The sequence below is a fragment of the Klebsiella sp. MBT K-1 genome (genome assembly GCF_002556465.1).
Classification (GTDB): domain Bacteria; phylum Pseudomonadota; class Gammaproteobacteria; order Enterobacterales; family Enterobacteriaceae; genus Klebsiella; species Klebsiella grimontii.
Genome location: NZ_PDEL01000008.1, coordinates 88,850 through 106,367, shown reverse-complemented (window position 1 = coordinate 106,367; position 17,518 = coordinate 88,850). Strand labels below are relative to the sequence as shown.

Genomic DNA, 17,518 nt, shown 5'->3' with positions numbered 1-17,518 from the left:
TTAATTATCAATTGGTCATTGGGCCAACTTTGAGCGTGACCACATTGGTCATTATCAGGTTATCCAGCTGCGCCGCCGCCGCGATGCGCACCAGCGCGCCCTGCTCAACCTGGCCGACCACCAGCGAGGGCAGCAGCCAGAGCGATAGCGATTCGGGCCAGATCGGCGTCGCTTTGCCCGCGAGATGAACATCAAACACCACCTCCTGGTGGGTTTGCAGCACCGGATAGCGGGTAAAAATTTGCTGCAACGAGGTTTCCCCCGCTCCGAGCAGAGTCGCGATATTCGCCTGGCGCAGCAGCGCGGGATCGCTAATAAGCTGGCGGAATAGCAGCGCGTCAAGAAACTGCCACTGCGCCAGGTCGGGCCAGGCGCTATTGAAATGGGATTGCAGCGCAAGCAGCGTCTTTGGTGCAAGTTCGCTGGGCTGTTTTCCCGTTAGCGATTCCGGCCCGGCGGCGAGGCTCATCTGGCATGACAAACAGACTTCATCATCCTGCGAGCTGCTGACCGACGCGGCGGACAAGACGCGATTTTTCGCGGCGCCGGGAGTGAGCAGCCAGTCGCTATCGCACCATAGCGGCCTGCGCAGGCGAACCACGCATTTCAGGTAGCGTTCAGAACCGGTGAGCGGGTTCGTCAGCCGCGACTGGACGTCGCGCTTCACGTCGAGCAGCGCGCGCATCCCGTGGACGCTCAGCCGGCCGTCGCCCATCGCGCGCGCTGCCGCGAGGTCGAAGTGAATGGGGTTATCGTCGCCGGAAAACGCCGCCCACTGCCGGGCGTCCGCAAGGGTATAGCGCAGCCGCTTCACCCGTGCTTCTCCAGTACCAGCGCGGCGTTCGCGCCGCCGAAACCAAAACTCAGATTTAGCGCCCGGCGGATCTCTCCCTGACGATGCCCTTCGGCGATATAGTCGAGATCGCACTGCGGGTCTGGCTGCGTCAGATGCGCCGTCGCCGGCATGATCCCCGCCGCCATCGCCTGCAGGCAAACAATGGTCTCGAAGCTCCCCGCGGCGGCGATCAGATGCCCGGAGTAGGCTTTGGTGCTGGAGACTGGGATGCGATACGCCTCGTCGCCCAGCGCCTTTTTCAGCGACCGCGTTTCGTTAATATCGTTGAGCGGCGTGGAGGTACCGTGGGCGTTGATATAGTCGAGGTCGGCGGGCTGGAGATCCGCGGCGCGCAGCGCCCAGCGGATAGTTTGCTCGCGGGCCACGCAGTCTTCGGCCGGGGAGGTAAAATCCACCGCGTCGGAAAAATTGGCGTAGCCGGTGACCTCCGCGAGGATTGTCGCGCCCCGCGCCAGGGCGCTCTCGCGCTCTTCCAGACACAGCACCGCTCCGCCCTCTGAAAGTACAAATCCGCTGCGCTGCAGGCTGAACGGGCAGCTGGCCCGCTCCGGCGATGACGTTTCCCGGCTCAGCGCGCCAAGCACATCGATATTCCAGATAGCGCAAACGCTGTTTAACGACTCCCCGGCGCCGGCGAGCATCATGCTGGCGCGGCCAAAGCGAATCGCATCATAGGCCTCGCCAATGGCGATAGTTCCGGTGGCGCAGGCGGCGACCGGAGTGTTCTGGTAGCCGCGCAGATTCCACAGCTGGCTACAGGCCGCGGTGGTCACGTTCGGCATCGAAAAGAAGCAGCTGAAGGGCGAAGAGACGCCCGTTTTCTCAAATTCCGGTACCGCCAGATAGCTTTCATCCAACCCTGCCCAACCGGAGCCGATGATGGCGCCACACCTCAGCGGGTCATGAGAATCGGTGGGTGGTTCGCCAGCAAAGGCCATCGCCACCGCCTCCCGCGCGGCGGCCAGCGCCAGGCGAGCGTGACGCGGCAGACGCCGACGAATGGCGGCGGGAACCCCCTTGAGGCTGGGTTCATTCTCCACCTGACCGATAAAATGGGTGTGGATGCCGTTAGCGGAGAGATCCACATAGCGGTAACCGCGTCGATAATCCATAATCGCCTGCCAGCTTTCGGCAGCGCTATCGCCAAGGGGAGTCACCGCGCCATAGCCGGTTATCACCACGCGATAAGGGGGTTTACTGTGACTCATTCTGGGAAGTCCTCTGTTGCGGGTTATTGCCTCCCTGCGCCAGCCAAAGCTGCAAAGTGGCATAAAGATAGTCGTACTGGTTCTGCGCCAGGCTGTTCTGTACGTCGAGCAGCGCGTCCTGCGCGTTCAGCAGGGTCTGGTAGTCCACCGCACCCGCCCGATAGCGGCTTTCGGTGAGCGCCAGGCGCTGCTCGCCCAGCAGCAGCGATTGCAGCAGGCGTTCGCGCTGCTCATCGGCGTTAAGCAGCTTCTCCATCGCGTTGTCCACCTCCGACAGCGCGGTATAGGCGGTGCGGCGAAAGTTAACCGCCTCCTGCTGCACCTTCACGCTGGCCTGCTCCACGGTGAGCTGTACCGTGTTCCACTGGATAAAGGGCGCGGAAACGCTGCTGCCCACGGTGCGCAGCGGGTCGTTAAACCACTGGTGAAAGAGCTGGCTCCCGGCGCTCAGCGTTCCCTGCAGCGACAGCGTGGGATAGAAGCTCAGCCGCGCCGCATCGGAACCCGCCAGCGCCGCGCGCAGCCGCGATTCCGCCGCCTGCAGGTCCGGCCGGCTGGCGAGCGCGGCCAGCGGCGTGGCGCTGGCAATGGCGATATGCTGACGCACATCCAGCGCGGCAGATTCATCGGTGTGCTGAGCTGGCGGTCTGTTGAGCAGCAGCGCCAGCGCGTTGCGGGAGATAGCCCGCTGCTGCTTGAGGCTCAGCAGCTGATTCTGACGGCTGATGACCGTCTGCCGCGCCTGCAGCACATCGAGCAGGCCCACTTTCCCCGCTCGCTGCCAGGACTCAATCTGCGCCAGCGTCTGCCTGGCGATATCGAGACTCGTTGCCTGGTAAGCCATTTGCTGATTCAACAGCGCAATGTTCCAGTAGAGCTGCGCGGTGGTATCAATCGTCGACAGGATCGTCGCCCGGTAATCCTGTTCGCTGGCTACCGCCTCCCATTCGCTCTGTTCGCGGATCCGCGCCAGCTTGCCCCACAGATCCAGCTCATAGCTCAGGGACAGTGAGGCGCTGTAGCTCTCCTGCGACCCGCCGCTGTTTAGCGGTTTTGAGTTATTGCCGGTGCCGCTCAGGGTCGCGTCGGGGCTGATATTGGTCTGGGTTAATCCGGCGGCAAGGCGCGCCTGTTTAAGCGTTAAGGCGGCAGCGGCCAGATCGTTGTTGCTTTCCAGCACCTGTCCCACCACCCGCGACAGGCGTTGGTCGCCGAAACGATCCCACCAGCGCGGCGCGTTCTCCGGCGCAAGCGCGTTGCTTTGCCCCTCCGTTCGCTGCCAGCTTTCCGGCACCGACAGCAGCGGGCGCTGATAGTCGCTGCGGGTCAAATTGCCGCAGCCCGTTAGCAAGACAATGAACGGTAATAAAGTCAGCGGTCTCATTCGCGGGCCAGCGCCTCCGTCGGGTTTAGCCGCGCCGCACGACGCGCCGGGAAATAGCCAAACGTCAGGCCAATCAGGGCGGAAAAGCCGCAGGCCATCGCTACCGGCAGCCAGGTGAAGACCATAGAAAACTCCTGCGTCAGCAGGGCGAACAGGTTACCGGCGGCCCAGGATCCTAAAACGCCCGTTAGTCCGCCGAGGGCGCAGATCATCACCGCCTCAATTAAGAACTGATGCATGATGTCCGAGGGGCGCGCGCCGACCGAAAGCCGGATGCCAATCTCATGGGTACGTTCGGTTACCGAAACCAGCATGATGTTCATCACCCCGACGCCGCCGACCAGCAATGAAATAGCGGCAATCGCGGTGATCAGCAGCGACATGGAGTCGGAGGTTTTTTGCAGCGCTTTGGCCAGCTGCTCATCGGTCTGGACAAAGAAATCTTTTTTGCCGTGCTCGCGGATAAGGTGCCTTTCCGCACGGCGCGCCGCGTCCTGCGGCGACAGCGTTTCCTGAAAGCGCAGCGTCAGCGCCTCCAGCGGCTTATCGCCGGAAATCCGCTGCAGTAGCGAGGTATAGGGGATCCACGCCGACATAAATCCGCTGACCACCTTCGGCCCGGGCTTGCTGGCAATGCCGATTACCCGCCACGGCGCGCCGGCGATTTGCACAATTTTGCCTAGCGGATCTTCATTGCCGGGAAACAGCGTCTCCCTGCTGGTTTCATCCAGTACCAGCACCGGTTCGCGATCCTCGACATCGCGGTGGGTAAAACCGTTGCCCTGAATAAAACGCATCCCCTGCAGTGAGAAGTACTCAGCGGAAACGCCGGAGAGAATTATCGAGGAATCAAAGCCCTGACGTACCGCGGTGGTCATGCTGGAAACAATCGGCGATACCCCCAGTACCCAGGGCTGCCTGCCGAGGCTGGCGATATCATCCAGCGACAGCGCCCGCTCCATATCCGGACGCTTGCTGCCCCAGCCGGTACCCGGGCGGATTTCCAACGTGGTATTACCGAGCTTACCAATCTCGTTCATGATGCTCTGCCGGGCGCCTTCCCCCACCGCCATTGAAGAAACCACGGACGAGATACCGATGATGATCCCCAGCATCGACAGAAAGGCGCGCATCCGATGTCCCAGCAGTGAGCGCCAGGCCATGCGCACCGACTCGCCGATACTGCGCGATAGCGAAGCCCGGCCGTTATCCTCTACCGCGGGCAGCCGCTGGACGTCACGATTATCCCGCGCGCTATAGGCGTGGTCGGCGACTACCTGCCCATCGCTGATCTCGACGATCCGCTGCGCCTGCTGCGCCACCTCGCGATCGTGGGTCACGATGATCACCGTGTGCCCGTCGGCGTTCAGCTGGTGCAGAACGTCCATCAGCGCCCGGCCGCTGACGCTATCCAGCGCTCCGGTGGGTTCATCGGCGAGAATAATTTGCGCGCCGTTGATCAGCGCTCGACAGACGCTGACCCGCTGCTGCTGGCCGCCGGAAAGCTGCGCGGGTTTATGCTGTAAGCGCCCATCAATGCCCAACTTTTCTGCCAGCAGCGCAATGCGCGCCTGGCGTTCAGCGGCGGGCATCGCGGTATAGAGCGCGGGGATGGCAATATTCTCTTCCGCGGTCAAATAAGGCATCAGGTGGTAGCGCTGAAAAATAAACCCCAGCCAGCGGCTGCGTAGCTCCGCCAGCGACGCGCTATCAGCCTGATGAATGGCGATGTCGTTGATATACACCTCGCCGCTGCTGGGCTTATCCAGACAGCCGATAATGTTCATCAGCGTCGATTTACCCGAGCCGGAAGCGCCCATAATCGCCACCATCTCGCCGGGCATAATGGTCAGGGAGACGGATTTCAGCACCGGAATAATCTGCGTCCCGGCGGTAAAATGACGCGTGACGTTGTGCAGCACGATCAGCGGCTCAGCCATCAGACAGACCCCGCGTCCTGGGGGATCACCACCCGCTCGCCGGGCCGCAATCCTTCCAGCACCTGCGCATACTGACGATCGTTAATCCCGATGCGGACGGTACGCTCCTCGCTGCCGCTCGCCGTTTGTACCATCACAATGTAACGCTCATCGCCGAGCGAACGTCCCAGCGCGGCGACCGGCACGCGCAGCACGTCTTTTACCTGCGCGATGCGGATAAACACCTGAGCGGTCATCGAGGTTTTCAGCAATCGCTGGCGGTTATCCACTTCAAAGGTGCCGTTATAGTAAATGGCGCTACTCTGCTGATTACCGGCAGAAGCGCCGGCGTTTTGCACTTCCAGCGCCTCCTGCGGCGCGGGCTGGACATAGCCAAGCTCCCCTTCGTAACGCGTCTGCGGATCGGCAATAACGTAAAACCACAGCGGCTGTCCCGGATGGATTTTCTGGATATCGGCTTCGGAAATGCGGGTCTGGACCTGCATTTTATCGAGATCGGCGAGCACCAGAATGGTCGGCGCGATTTGCGAGGAGACGATGGTTTGCCCTTCACGGGTGACGATGCCCAGCACTTCGCCATCCATGGGCGCGAGAATGCGGGTATAGCCGAGGTTGGCGTTGGCGGACTGCACACTCATTTCCGCCTGCACTATCTGCGCCTCATTGACCGCTATCTGCTGAACCTGTGCGGCATACTGCGCCTGGGCCTGCTCAAGATCGCTGCTCACCCCTGAGCCATCGCGATTCATCGCCCGCTCGCGCGCCAACGCTTTGCGGTACTGCACCAGCGTGGCCTCGGAGGCCAGCTTTTGCGCTCTGGCGCTGGCCAGCTGCGCGGTGGCGTTGCGTAAGTCGGAAAGCTGCAGCGTCGGGTCGATTTCGGCGAGCAGCTGCCCTTTGCGCACCCGCTCACCCTGACGTACGTATAACTTGCGTAGCTGGCCGCTGACCTGCGCGCCGACGCTCACCTGGACGGCAGGTTTAATAATCCCGCTCGCCAGCACCACTTTTTCGATATCCCCCCGTTCGAGCGCAACGGCGTAGAGCGACTCGGCCTGGGCCGGAAGCGAGCGCTGATAAAAAACGGCGGCGATAGTGGCCAGGATCGCGACTAGCGCAAGTAGCCACGCTTTACGGCGGCGTAAAAATTGTCGCCTCATTGGCCCAGCGCTCCTTGGGCGATATCGCGCAGCTCGCCTTCATCCAGACGATATACCCGCGTGAAGTGATGCAGAATGGGCGCACTGTGGGTCACCACGATCAGCGTTTTGCCTTGTTCGCGACAGTGCTGGCACAGCGCGGCGATCACCGTTTCCGCGGTTTCGTCATCAAGATTGGCAGTCGGTTCATCGCAGAGCAAAATAGGCCGGTTACTGTAGAGCGCCCGCGCCAGCATCAGCCGCTGACGCTGGCCTAACGAGAGCGCCGAATGGCTCTCGCGGATCAGCGCTTCCATCCCTCCCGGCAGCGCCTGAACCACCGGCCCCAGCGCCATTTTATCGACCAACGCCTCTACTCGCCCACGATCGCTGTCGCTATACCACGGATCAAACAGGGTGATGTTTTGCAGCACCGAGGCGTTAAACAGGATGTCTTCCTGGCTCTGCAGCCACACCTGCGAGGCCAGCTGTCGGGCGGTCGCCTCTTCGCCGTCCAGCAGAATGCGCCCATGCTGTGCGGAAAAAAGCCCGGTCATCAGCCGTAGCAGGGTACTTTTTCCGGCGCCGGAATCGCCGACAATCGCCACCCGATCGCCGGGTTCCAGCCGGAGATCAACGTCATTCAGCACCGGGCTTTGCGGAGCATAATGAAAGCTCACCGCCTCAAACGCCAGCTGTGGAACCGCCTCCCCACGCAGCGGAGATAACTGAGGAGTCGCAGGTTCCTCACGGGTAAACAGGCCCTGTGCGCGGGTATCAATCACGTGCAGCTGCGATTTACGGATCACGGCATAGAATATCCGCGTGACGTAGGAGGTAAAAATCTGCCGTAAAAAGCTATAGGCAAAAAAGTCGCCCAGCGAGATAAGCTTTGCGCTCACCAGCGGCAGCACCACCAGCATAAAGACCACCATCTCGAGGCTGCCGGTGAGCTGATACAGACCTTCTTTTACCTGCTGGTAAACTTTCTGCCGCTGAAGGCAGGTGAAAAGGTCGTGTGACAAACGGGCAAACTGCGCTTTACGCTGCGTTTCCAGCCCGGCGGTTTTAATGGTTAATACCCCCTGAAGGGTTTCCATGAAAAAGTCATTCAGCGTCGCGCTTTTTAGCTGCAGCTGCTGCGTATACCAGCGGTCGCGGAAGATGGCCCAGACGCTAATCAGCCCCATCGCCACAATGCCCACGGCGGAAATCAGCGCCAGCACCGGTGAGATCCAGAACATAATGCCGATAGCGATAACGCAGATGATCCAGTCCGAGCGGAGGCCGTTATCCAGCTCGATTTTTTGCAGCATCCCGCCCTGCCAGGCGATAAAGCGGCTGAACACATCCCCCGGCGCGCGTTTTTCAAAAAAACGCAGCGGATTATTCAGCAAGCGGGAAAAACCGATATCGCTCTTCAGCAGCACAAAGCGGCGGATAAAACGCTCGCTAATGACCCTCACGCCCAGCGCCAACAGCGTGGAAATGACAAAAGCGAGGATGAACCACAAATAGGGAAACGACGTATTCTGAACGTCAGAGAAAGCCTGATTGATCGCCCGGCTGACCATCGTCGGCATTAAAAACAGCGTGAGCGACACCAGGAAGGTCAAGAGCATCAGTTTATAAATGCCCGGCACCGCCGCGGTCTCCTTCAGGCTCATCGCCCGCGGCATCTCCTGCTGTGCGCCGGTAATAACAGGCGCCTGCTGGTCAATAACGCCGGGAGACTCTTCAAGGATCAGCGCGTAGCCGCTAATCTCTTTTTTCAACGCCGAGAAAGGCAGCCACTGCTGGCCAATCGCCGGATTCATCACGCAGACGTAATCCCCTTTGCGCCAGGCCAGCAGGACATAGTGGCTGGCGCCGTAGTGCAGAATGGACGGAAACGGCAGCGCATGGAGTTCTTCGTGATCGAACAGCACCGGCGCGGTGGCGATGCCAATCTGTTGCAGAATAAGAGATAAGTCGCTTAACGAAGTCCCGTGATCGGATGCCGGGAAAATTTCCCGCAATGCCGGAAGAGAACACTGAATATTCTGGGTTTGCGCCAGCATCGCAATACAGGAAAGGCCACACTCATTGGTCTCTTCCTGGAAAACCATATCAGGGATAATCTTTTTCATTATTATGCGTCAGTGATTAATAAAGTAGAGCGAATGGCTATGCCATAAAAGCCAATCCTGCGGATAATCACGCAGGGTGTTTTCAATCATCGACGGCAGATTCGCCGCGACCTCTTTTGGCGTCAGTGGGGAATAGATTTTTATTTTGATCCCCTGCTGATAATAGAGGTGATAAAAAACCACCTTTGCCGAGACAATGCGGGAAAAACGCTGTACGCCGCTATGTAATTTCGCCGGGCGGTCAAATAGCCGACAGCTTATTTTCCCGGACTGCGCCTCATGGGTCTGCACGGTATAGTCGGCAGGAATATCGGGGAAAATAATCATATTTTCCCGCCCTTCCGAGACGTTGCTCATTAGCGCCATCAGCTCGCTGGCAAGCGACGTATTATCCTGATGGATGGAGCAATAAGAGAGCGCGACGCCGCCCATTTTTCGGCTGGCGACGGTATAGCTTTCCGCGCTGGAAGAGACCACCACGCTGGCTTTACCCGGCGTTACCCTGGCTCCAACCATCGCTGCAAGGATATCCGACACGCAGTGCAGCGGTGCGAGAACAACCGGCGTTCTCTGCGCCGCCAGCGGAGCGACTACGGCATCAAGCGCTCGCGTGCACGCCTGCATCTGGGCCAAAGTGGCCGGATGCTGTCCCCAGGTCGCACCCATCTCCAGCAGCTGGCGGCGCATGGCTATCCATGCGGCGTCAATTCGCCCATCGGCGCCCGTCAGGCAGCGGTAGTTTTGTGTCGCCACGGCGGTACGTCCGCGATATTGTCGCCCCAACAGCCGCAGCCGGCACAACGCCCGAGCCGCCGCCAACAGCAGCGACATAGGGGTAAAACGCATAATCCCACGCACCGCCTTTTGACCGTAGCCAGTAAACGGGCGACTGCGCCAGCTCAGCTGCGCGGACCATTTTCTTACGCTGAAGACGCTCCAGACAATCAGAAAGCGCGTCACGCTTACTCCTTGTCCTGAGTTAACAGCTGGCGCATATAGTCAGCAAATTCAGGAAACTGGCGATCTTTCGCCACCACGTATTTTTTATTCACAATAAATAGCGGCGTGGCGTTTATGTCATAGAGTTCGGTAATTTTCGCCATATATTCAAGGCGTTCAGTAACGGCTTTGCTTTGGCGTACCTGATGGTATTTTTCGACATCAATATTGTTCTTTTTCAGCCAGCCGTTGAGCGCTTCATCGTCGGCTAAATTGATACCGCGGGTCATTACCGCGTTAAAAGCCTGGTCGCGCATCTGGCGCTCAAGCCCCATGACTTCGAGGGTGGCAAAAACCGGCGCATAAATTGCCAGACCGTTTCTTTCGGCGGTGATATGGATAACTTCAAAGGTACTCTCCGCAGGCAATGTGCCGGCGAATTTCTCGATATCTTCCTCGTTCGATGCGCAGTAGTGACAGCCGTAGGACATCACTTCAATAATGCTGCTGTCATGTTTTATTGGGCTACTGGCAACGATTGCGCTGTCAATTTCCCGCAGGGCCGAAGGCTCGCTGCTGTTCGATGCAAACGTATTAAATACAAAAACGTGATAGCACAGCACGGTAATCAGCGACGAAATTAACGCCACCAGAAACGTATAGCCAACAGCGGTAATAGGTTTTATCTTCATTTGATACCAGGCTCGCGAATATGGCGGAGAAATATATGGAGGGTTTCCCCTCCATATACCGCAGCAGAAATTACTGACGGATGCTATTCGGTACAACACACATACCGTCGGACGCATCTTTCATGGTCACGGTTGAGTTGCCGTGCTTATCCGTACAGGTAGTCACTTGTTTACAGGTTGAAACACCGCCCACCACCACGGTCTCGTAAGAGCTGGTGCAAGTTTCCTTGCAAGTTCCGCCAATAATAGCTGATGCTTCAATCATACTTAATTTTTGCATTTGTTAGATCCTTAACTATTTATATTGAAATATGTTTTTCTTGCACTTACCTACTGGCTAAGTAACCTGCCAGTAATTCTTTTGATGTCATATTTATCCGCTGTTATACGCAGGGGGTAGCCACGATGCACTTGAAAATATTAAACAGCTCAACGTTGTTTTTAGCGTTTAGCTTTTTCATCAGGCCTCGTTTACAGCGGCTCAGGCGACGAACATCAATTTTTTGTTCAGAGGAAATTTGCGATAAAGATTTTCCTTTGAATATTTCTTCCATTAACCACCAGTCATCACTGGAGATACTATTATTAAAATCCCTGGCTAACCATTTCTGCCGGGTATAATTAATCAAAGAGCGACTGAAAAATATTTTTTTCGCTGGCATAGAATCAGCACCTTCGATGAACTTAAAAAAGTTATCCAGGGACTCATTCTTCAAAAGCCAGCTTGCTTCCGGGAGAAGTGAATGCAGCGCAAAGAATAACGAAATATTATTCTCGCCTAACAAAATCACTAGCTGCTGATTTTCCCGGCAGTAATACTCTTTAATGGTGTACAGCGCATTAAACCGCTCATCCGGCAAGCTGTCGACATCGCAGAGGATCCAGCGTAGTTCATCTTTCTGCTTAGGCAGACGCAGGGTGTTGATCAGTTCAGAGAAATGGTCGAGCCTTGTGAACGCGCAGTCGCCTTCATGCATGGCAAGATCGTCAACCACAGAACGTACGCCTTCCGCGAAAAAGATGTTTTTATCGTAGAGAAAGAAACGACGGCTCATTTATCATCATCCTTGATCTATTCTACTGGTAATTAAGGGTGTAATTCGCTGTTGCCTGAAAGGCGCCGGTTTCCAGGGTTTTGTTACTCAAGGCGTCCGGTTCGCCTTCAACAAAAGCTTTAAAATTTAGCTGCATGTTGGCATCGGAAATAGCGACGGCGGTGGTCGGCGTATTAAGCAAAATCGCCGTGCCGTTACTCTCTTCAAAACCTATACCAATACCGCTGGCGGTTTGAGGCGCGACCGGCGTAATCGCCAGACGGTCGCTCATATTGGTATTTTCCGTCCCGCTAAAGGTCACGGTGACGGAATTAAAAACATCGGTGCTGCAATCCTGGAGTTCAATAACAAACGCTTTGGGCTGCGATTTTCCCTCCGCATAAAGCGTGCGGGTTGAAATCTGGCCAAAATCTACGGTGATGTTTTTTGACGAAGGCACGATACTGCAACCGTGGGAAATGACGGTTCCCTTGAATTTTAAATCGCCGCCGATCAGCTCTCCGATGGCATGCGCCGGAGCAGCTGCGGATAGCGAACCTATGAGTATCATTGATGCGATGAGTTGACGCATGCTGTCCCCTTACTGAAACTCAGCGACCACGGTGGCCGATGCCTGGAAATCCCCTTCGAGAACGTTGGTTCCGGCATTGGCAATTGGCGCGGCGGTCAAATTCCAGGTTCCCTGATTGTTATTAAAACCCGGCACGTCATAAAACTTATTCGCGGCGACTAAATTGCCGCCGGAATCTTTCAGGATAATGCCAAGATTGGAGCGGTCGACGGCGCCGGTGGTGCCTAAATAGTCGCTGTTAAAACTGGCGGTATTGGCCTGCTGAATTCCCAGGCGAATATTTAAATTTCCGGTGGCGAAACTCCCCCCTTCGCACTTCACCTGAATCGGCACGGACTGGCTGTAATTATTGCCGTTAAGCAGCGAGCCCGCGCTGGGGATGGTATTAAAATCAACGACGATCGGCGATCCTGAGTTAACAATACATTTATCCGGAACGGTAATGACCCCGGAATTAATCGAGACAATCGACATGGGAGTGCTGCCCATCCCTGCGCTGTAATTCCCAAGGCGACCATAAAGCTTGGCGATTTCAGTACCCAGCAGGTTAACGCCGTTGACAATCGGCTTGGTGATCATAAACGTTACCCGCCCCTGAGCGCCGGACTCAAAGTTGTTAAACTGGGTGGTTGGCGGTACGCATTTATTTTGGTAAGCCTGGTTTGACTCATTATTAAAAGGCACCGGAAGATATTCCATGCGCTGGCCACGGATATATATCTCAATTTTCACATCCATATAATCATTAAGTTTTAAATACCCCGGCGTGCTTCCCTGCTGCAGCAGCGAAGCGGTCGCAGAGTAATAAATCGCCTCGTTTTCCATAGGGATAGTGCAGCTGGCGATACCAGAATATTGTCCGCCCAATGAAAAGACATAAGGGATCGTCGCCCCAATGCTATTGTTGGTAATATCCTGATTGGCGACGTCAATATTGTACATTTTAGGTCCGCCAACCGGCGTAATTTCCCCTTCCACCGCCGCGCTGGCGTCGAGAGTGAATACGCCGCCGCAGAGTAATAGCGTGATACAAGGTTTCCGCCCGATAACTCTCGTCGCCATCAGAGATACTCCATTTTTAAACGCAGCAGGCCGCTAAAGTTTCCTGCGGTCACGTTTCGCCCGGTCGATTCCAGCACGGCAATAAACGTCAGGCTGCTGTCGCCGGTTTTCACGATAAACGGCGGCTGCGTTTGATTAATATCCAGCGCCCGCTCTTTGACATCCAGCAGGCGAATACCGGCTCCTGAGATGCTGCCGGTCAGGCGCAACAGCTGGCGATTATGCTCATCCGACTCGCCGATGAAGGTGAGCTGAACCGCCTGCTCGCCGGTGGTATAGAGATGCTTGCTGCTGCCCGTCGTCCGTGAGGCGATGCTGTCGCGCGCCTGCGACGCGCCTTTCAGGCAATCCCTGAGTTCAACGCGAACCAGCACCGGCTGGCTACGGTCGCCCGCCTGGTGAAAACGCCGGGCGCTGATTTCGCCCATCTCAATAATCTGCAGGCGGCTTTGCGGGGCAAGCACGCAAGGCGAGGCATACACAGAGCCATTGAATATCACGTTACCGCCATCCTCCCCCTGATGATCCCGGTTATAGTGCTGCGGCTGTAGAGGAATATCAGCGTCGGCCAGCGCTGGCATACTGATACCGAATACAAACAGTGCTAATAGCGATAGGCGCGTTTTCATCATCAGGTTCCTCTTTAATTACCCTTGCTGCGATGGCGGCAGCGCTTTACAGGTGTTTCCTTCACAGCGGTATTTCAGCTCTGGATGTCCGCCATAATCATTCACGTACATCATCGCAAACTCTCTAACGCCGCCATCGGTCACGCTGAATTCCAGACTGGACTTCGGCGCAATCATAATTCCCGGGAACTTAGTGATTTTTTCACCCTTAACGCGGGACAGGCTAATAATGGTGATGTAGTAAGGCGTCGGGTTTTGCGCGGTCATCTTATTGCCGCTCTTTTGAAAGACGACCTGGTCCTGCCATATTTCGCTTTTGCTTTTGGGAATAATGGCGGTCGGGCGGAAAAATAATTTAATCCGCGACTGCATGGCCAGCTGCAGGACGTTCGCTTTATCTGGCTTAGGCGGAATTTCCCGCACGCTTAAATAAAACAGGCTTTCGCGGTCCTGCGGCAGCTGGTTGATACCATCTGTTTTTGTGACCCGCGCCACCCCTTTTTGCCCGCCGTTAATCCGCTGCAAAGGCGGTAAAACCACCAGCGGAGAGGTGATCTTGTTGCCCTTGCTGTCTTCCACCCACGATTGCGCCAGGAACGGAATATCCGGGCTGGTGTTGGTTAGATTGGCGCTCGCCGAGCTATCTTTACCGGTGATGATAAGACGCGTGCGATCCAGCGAAACCCCCGCCTGCGCGGTACCGCTTACCGCCGCCAGCATCAGAATGCCCATCCAGCAGAGTTTGTTGCTTGTTATGCTCATTTTTGGCCTTTTATTACTGTCACTGTCATTTACACGGCAATAGCGCGGCTGTCGAACGACGCTCTATGGTCGGCGGGATGGCAATCTGACACTGCTTTTTCCCGCTCCACACTACGCTTAGCAGCTCATGAGGATTCACCCCTGCCAGCCATCCCTGCCCACCTTCCATAATCATCGATACGCTCACGCCATCGCCGTTGATAACCTCGGCGCCGAACGGCGGATAGGTACCGTCAGCCAGGCGGATAATGCCCATCATTTTTTCGCCCTGCGCCATGCCAAAGGTCTGATAACCAATAGCGCCTTCGGTCAGCGTGGCGGTGCTGATGGCTTTTGCCGGTTCAATGGATTCCGACATCGCATCAACGTCAACCCGGGTATCAAAGCTGTTGTAGCTCACGATGTCCGGAATAACGGCAATGCCGAAATTATTGGTTCTTGATTTACCGTCATTGAGCGGCACGTCGCCGATGCCGTTGGTGTTCACCATTACGCGCGCCGTATTGAGCGTCGCGCCGCTGTTGTGGATCGCCGCCCCGTGCCGGGTCGCGGTAAAGCCGCCGCGCAGGGTGCTGCTCAGAGAGAGATAGTGATCCTGCTGATAGCTGGCGTTGCTGTTGATTTCAGCGTACTGGGAGCGGCGCTGATAGTAGCCGTCGACGTTGGCATAGCCGCTCTGGCTCGCTCCGGCACGCAGACGCCACAGGTTGTTGTAGTCGCTGCTGTCGGTATAAGAGAGCATCGGGCTGGTTTTGCCGTTATTGGTCTGCACGTCGAGGCCGCTCCATTTACTATCGCCAACCGGAATGGAAAGCGAGAAAGCAATAGAGTCGTCTTTCCGCCCTTCGTAATCCGAACGGTAGGCCGAAATATTAGTGGTGATCCCGCGAATATTACCGACGTTAAACGAGCGCCCTAGCGAGATGCCGTAGCGATCCTGGCTGCTTCGGTTCCAGTAATTCTGATGGGTGTAGGTCAAAAATACCGTGGTCGCTTTACCAGGCTCATCGGCCCAGAACGTTTTATTGCCGGTGATGGTATAAACTTCTTTTTCACGCCCAAGGCTGTCGTAACCCTCATAGCGCTCGTTGAGATATTGCGAGAAAGAGCGGAAGTCCTCCTGCGAGAAGCGATATCCGGCGAAGGTAATGGAACTATTATATTCGTCGAACGTTTTCGCATAGCTCAGCTTAAACGAGGTCCCTTTAAGCCGCTTCTGGTTTGACTGCTGACTGTAGGATTCCGTAGCGTCCAGCGAGAGGGCGCCAAGTACGCTGAGATCGCGGCCAATACCGGCGGAGACCGCGGTATATTCGGCCCCTGCGCTTTGTAAACCGCCGTACAGCGACCAGGCGTTGGTGATCCCCCAGGAGAAATCGCCGGAAGCGAAACCGGGTCCCTGAATTTTATGGCTATAGCGGGACGGCGCGCCGATCGCCACGTTGTAGCGCACGTAGCCGGGACGCGTAAGATAAGGAATATTGGCGGTGTTAACCTGGAAAGTCGAAATTGAGCCATCCTGTTCTTCCACCTGCACATCCAGCGTACCGCGCACCGAGCTGCGTAAATCCTGAATATTAAACGGCCCGGCGGGCACCGTCGTTTCATAAATGATGCGTCCGCTCTGCTTCACCGTCACTTTGGCGTTGGTCTTGGCCAGACCGCGAATTTCCGGCGCATACCCCTGCAGGTTTGGCGGCAGCTGACGCTCATCGCTGGCGAGATTAAGCCCGGTAAAGCGCACGGTGTCGAAGACCTGAGAATCAAGATAGATCTCCCCCGCCGTCAGCTTTGCCGCCATCATCGGCAGCGGGCGGTAGGCGTAGATCTGATTCATATCGAAATCAAATTGATGCGTCGCGCTGTAATAACTGGTCTGATATTCGCCGCGCAGGCGCCAGCCGCCGAGGTTGACCCCGGTCTGACCGTATCCGCTCAGGGTGCTGTAATCTTCATGCATATCCAGCTGGCGGGTATATTGCCCGGTCAGGCTATAGTCGAGCAAAAATCCGCCGATCCCCTGGTCCCAGCGCTCCGGCGGCGTCCAGTTCGGATCGTTGTATTTCATCCACGCCTGCGGGACGGTGATGTCCAGCACCCCGGCGTAGTTACTGAGGGTGGCGCCAGGAAGGCTCAGCAGGTCATAGCAGTCGGCAAACGGCTGTGCGACCTTTTGCTGCGCGTCCTCTTTCAAAGCCAATCTGGCAAGAATTTCGCCGTTAATGCAGGCCTGGGTATGCTTCTGATCTTTAGAAGCCAGATAGCGAACCTTTTGCTGCCCGACCGCCTGGCCATTTATTTTAATATCTAATAAGTACTCGCCCGGCGGGACATAGTTGTCGGTGGCGAAACGGGTTAAATCGATATTGTCGCGATCGGCCGCATCCAGTACGTCGGTATTAAATTCCACGTCGGTTGAGGCGTAAGCCATAGAGGTACAGCAGAAAAAAAGCATCTGAGAGAGGATTATTTTTATTTTTTGTTCTGCTGACATGACTATTCATCCCGAATCATTCAGTAAAATATCGTGCGCGACAAACAAGCTCCAACAGCAATCGCTGGCTTGTTTCTAGTTGTAATCCATAAAAAAACGAGTGACGGCGTAAAAATCCCCGGCCTTAATATGCTGCTGAACCGGCACCAGCGTAGCGGTAAATTTCAGCGTATTATTCTCATCACTCAGGAGATATCCCGATGAGGGTTCTCCAAACGTTAAAATTTCCCCATGGCGATCGCGAATCTGGATACCAAATCCCTTTCCTTCACCATCCGGAATTAATACTGTCGGGTCCTGCGATGAAGCATTGCCGGTAAACGTAATGGTGGCATAAGCCCCTGGCGTTGATTGATTTACGCTGCCGAAAGAGGCGCAGCCAATTAAGCGCACTAAAAAAGGCCGGATCAGCTTACCTTCTTGATCGCTATTAATATCGCGAGCGGAAATGTTACCGAAATCTACCCATAGCTCCCGCGAATTAGGGTCAATATCGCATGCGGCAGCCACCAACTCCCCCGAAAGCGCCAGCTGGCCAGGCGTAAAACTAGTACTCGAAGCATGTCCGGAAAAGAGTAATCCCGATACCAATAACGCCATCAGTCTCTTTTTCTCTGTATCCTTAACCATACTCAGAATTCCATATTATCTGGCACCT

General features: G+C 56.2%; 16 protein-coding genes. All 16 read right to left on the bottom strand.

What is annotated here, in order from left to right; translation table 11 throughout:
* Window positions 1–7 precede the first annotated feature (7 nt).
* Window positions 8–814 (bottom strand): MaoC family dehydratase, encoded by an 807-nt coding sequence (locus tag CMQ96_RS13680; protein WP_049088665.1) that lies wholly within the window; start codon window positions 812–814, stop codon window positions 8–10.
* Complete coding sequence (locus tag CMQ96_RS13675) at window positions 811–2,064, bottom strand: beta-ketoacyl synthase (protein ID WP_024358472.1); 1,254 nt, start codon at window positions 2,062–2,064, stop codon at window positions 811–813. Before CMQ96_RS13675 ends, CMQ96_RS13680 begins: the two co-directional genes overlap by 4 nt.
* Entirely contained in the window at window positions 2,051–3,448 is a 1,398-nt protein-coding gene (locus CMQ96_RS13670) for a TolC family protein (protein ID WP_098066921.1), read from the bottom strand. Before CMQ96_RS13670 ends, CMQ96_RS13675 begins: the two co-directional genes overlap by 14 nt.
* Window positions 3,445–5,388 carry an ABC transporter permease gene (locus CMQ96_RS13665; RefSeq protein ID WP_098066920.1) on the bottom strand — a complete coding sequence of 648 codons (1,944 nt, stop codon included), beginning with the start codon at window positions 5,386–5,388 and terminating at the stop codon, window positions 3,445–3,447. Before CMQ96_RS13665 ends, CMQ96_RS13670 begins: the two co-directional genes overlap by 4 nt.
* The gene (locus CMQ96_RS13660; protein WP_098066919.1) at window positions 5,388–6,548 is read right to left on the bottom strand and encodes an efflux RND transporter periplasmic adaptor subunit; all 1,161 of its coding nucleotides are present in this window, start codon (window positions 6,546–6,548) and stop codon (window positions 5,388–5,390) included. The genes CMQ96_RS13665 and CMQ96_RS13660 overlap by 1 nt, the downstream gene beginning before the upstream one ends.
* Window positions 6,545–8,656: a peptidase domain-containing ABC transporter gene (locus CMQ96_RS13655; protein WP_049088661.1), complete on the bottom strand. Its 2,112-nt coding sequence runs from the start codon at window positions 8,654–8,656 to the stop codon at window positions 6,545–6,547. The genes CMQ96_RS13660 and CMQ96_RS13655 overlap by 4 nt, the downstream gene beginning before the upstream one ends.
* Before the next feature lie 9 nt (window positions 8,657–8,665).
* Window positions 8,666–9,616 carry an ABC transporter gene (locus tag CMQ96_RS13650; RefSeq protein ID WP_049099301.1) on the bottom strand — a complete coding sequence of 317 codons (951 nt, stop codon included), beginning with the start codon at window positions 9,614–9,616 and terminating at the stop codon, window positions 8,666–8,668.
* A gap of 2 nt (window positions 9,617–9,618) precedes the next feature.
* Entirely contained in the window at window positions 9,619–10,287 is a 669-nt protein-coding gene (locus CMQ96_RS13645; protein WP_024358477.1) for a DsbA family protein, read from the bottom strand.
* Between the two features lie 70 nt (window positions 10,288–10,357).
* On the bottom strand, window positions 10,358–10,567 hold the full coding sequence (locus tag CMQ96_RS13640) for a DUF4762 family protein (protein ID WP_004137367.1): 210 nt from the start codon (window positions 10,565–10,567) through the stop codon (window positions 10,358–10,360).
* Between the two features lie 103 nt (window positions 10,568–10,670).
* Window positions 10,671–11,342, bottom strand: a complete 672-nt coding sequence (locus CMQ96_RS13635; RefSeq protein WP_004137366.1) for a hypothetical protein — start codon at window positions 11,340–11,342, stop codon at window positions 10,671–10,673.
* Between the two features lie 22 nt (window positions 11,343–11,364).
* Complete coding sequence (locus CMQ96_RS13630) at window positions 11,365–11,913, bottom strand: fimbrial protein (RefSeq protein ID WP_024358480.1); 549 nt, start codon at window positions 11,911–11,913, stop codon at window positions 11,365–11,367.
* A 9-nt stretch (window positions 11,914–11,922) separates the two neighbouring features.
* The gene (locus CMQ96_RS13625; RefSeq protein WP_098066918.1) at window positions 11,923–12,975 is read right to left on the bottom strand and encodes a fimbrial protein; all 1,053 of its coding nucleotides are present in this window, start codon (window positions 12,973–12,975) and stop codon (window positions 11,923–11,925) included.
* Window positions 12,975–13,604, bottom strand: coding sequence for a fimbrial protein (locus CMQ96_RS13620; protein ID WP_004137363.1), 630 nt, complete (start codon window positions 13,602–13,604; stop codon window positions 12,975–12,977). Before CMQ96_RS13620 ends, CMQ96_RS13625 begins: the two co-directional genes overlap by 1 nt.
* Window positions 13,605–13,622: 18 nt before the next feature.
* Window positions 13,623–14,366: a molecular chaperone gene (locus CMQ96_RS13615; protein WP_024358482.1), complete on the bottom strand. Its 744-nt coding sequence runs from the start codon at window positions 14,364–14,366 to the stop codon at window positions 13,623–13,625.
* A 25-nt stretch (window positions 14,367–14,391) separates the two neighbouring features.
* Window positions 14,392–16,860, bottom strand: coding sequence for a fimbria/pilus outer membrane usher protein (locus tag CMQ96_RS13610; RefSeq protein WP_024358483.1), 2,469 nt, complete (start codon window positions 16,858–16,860; stop codon window positions 14,392–14,394).
* 75 nt (window positions 16,861–16,935) lie between these two features.
* Window positions 16,936–17,490, bottom strand: a complete 555-nt coding sequence (locus tag CMQ96_RS13605; RefSeq protein WP_049132150.1) for a fimbrial protein — start codon at window positions 17,488–17,490, stop codon at window positions 16,936–16,938.
* Window positions 17,491–17,518: the final 28 nt, after the last annotated feature.

Excerpts from the sequence above, each read along its gene's own strand:
- CMQ96_RS13675 (WP_024358472.1), bottom strand. The coding sequence starts at position 2,064 with ATGAGTCACAGTAAACCCCCTTATCGCGTGGTGATAACCGGCTATGGC.
- CMQ96_RS13670 (WP_098066921.1), bottom strand. The coding sequence starts at position 3,448 with ATGAGACCGCTGACTTTATTACCGTTCATTGTCTTGCTAACGGGCTGC.
- CMQ96_RS13665 (WP_098066920.1), bottom strand. The coding sequence starts at position 5,388 with ATGGCTGAGCCGCTGATCGTGCTGCACAACGTCACGCGTCATTTTACC.
- CMQ96_RS13660 (WP_098066919.1), bottom strand. The coding sequence starts at position 6,548 with ATGAGGCGACAATTTTTACGCCGCCGTAAAGCGTGGCTACTTGCGCTA.
- CMQ96_RS13655 (WP_049088661.1), bottom strand. The coding sequence starts at position 8,656 with ATGAAAAAGATTATCCCTGATATGGTTTTCCAGGAAGAGACCAATGAG.
- CMQ96_RS13645 (WP_024358477.1), bottom strand. The coding sequence starts at position 10,287 with ATGAAGATAAAACCTATTACCGCTGTTGGCTATACGTTTCTGGTGGCG.
- CMQ96_RS13640 (WP_004137367.1), bottom strand. The coding sequence starts at position 10,567 with ATGCAAAAATTAAGTATGATTGAAGCATCAGCTATTATTGGCGGAACT.
- CMQ96_RS13635 (WP_004137366.1), bottom strand. The coding sequence starts at position 11,342 with ATGAGCCGTCGTTTCTTTCTCTACGATAAAAACATCTTTTTCGCGGAA.
- CMQ96_RS13630 (WP_024358480.1), bottom strand. The coding sequence starts at position 11,913 with ATGCGTCAACTCATCGCATCAATGATACTCATAGGTTCGCTATCCGCA.
- CMQ96_RS13625 (WP_098066918.1), bottom strand. The coding sequence starts at position 12,975 with ATGGCGACGAGAGTTATCGGGCGGAAACCTTGTATCACGCTATTACTC.
- CMQ96_RS13620 (WP_004137363.1), bottom strand. The coding sequence starts at position 13,604 with ATGAAAACGCGCCTATCGCTATTAGCACTGTTTGTATTCGGTATCAGT.
- CMQ96_RS13615 (WP_024358482.1), bottom strand. The coding sequence starts at position 14,366 with ATGAGCATAACAAGCAACAAACTCTGCTGGATGGGCATTCTGATGCTG.
- CMQ96_RS13610 (WP_024358483.1), bottom strand. The coding sequence starts at position 16,860 with ATGTCAGCAGAACAAAAAATAAAAATAATCCTCTCTCAGATGCTTTTT.
- CMQ96_RS13605 (WP_049132150.1), bottom strand. The coding sequence starts at position 17,490 with ATGGTTAAGGATACAGAGAAAAAGAGACTGATGGCGTTATTGGTATCG.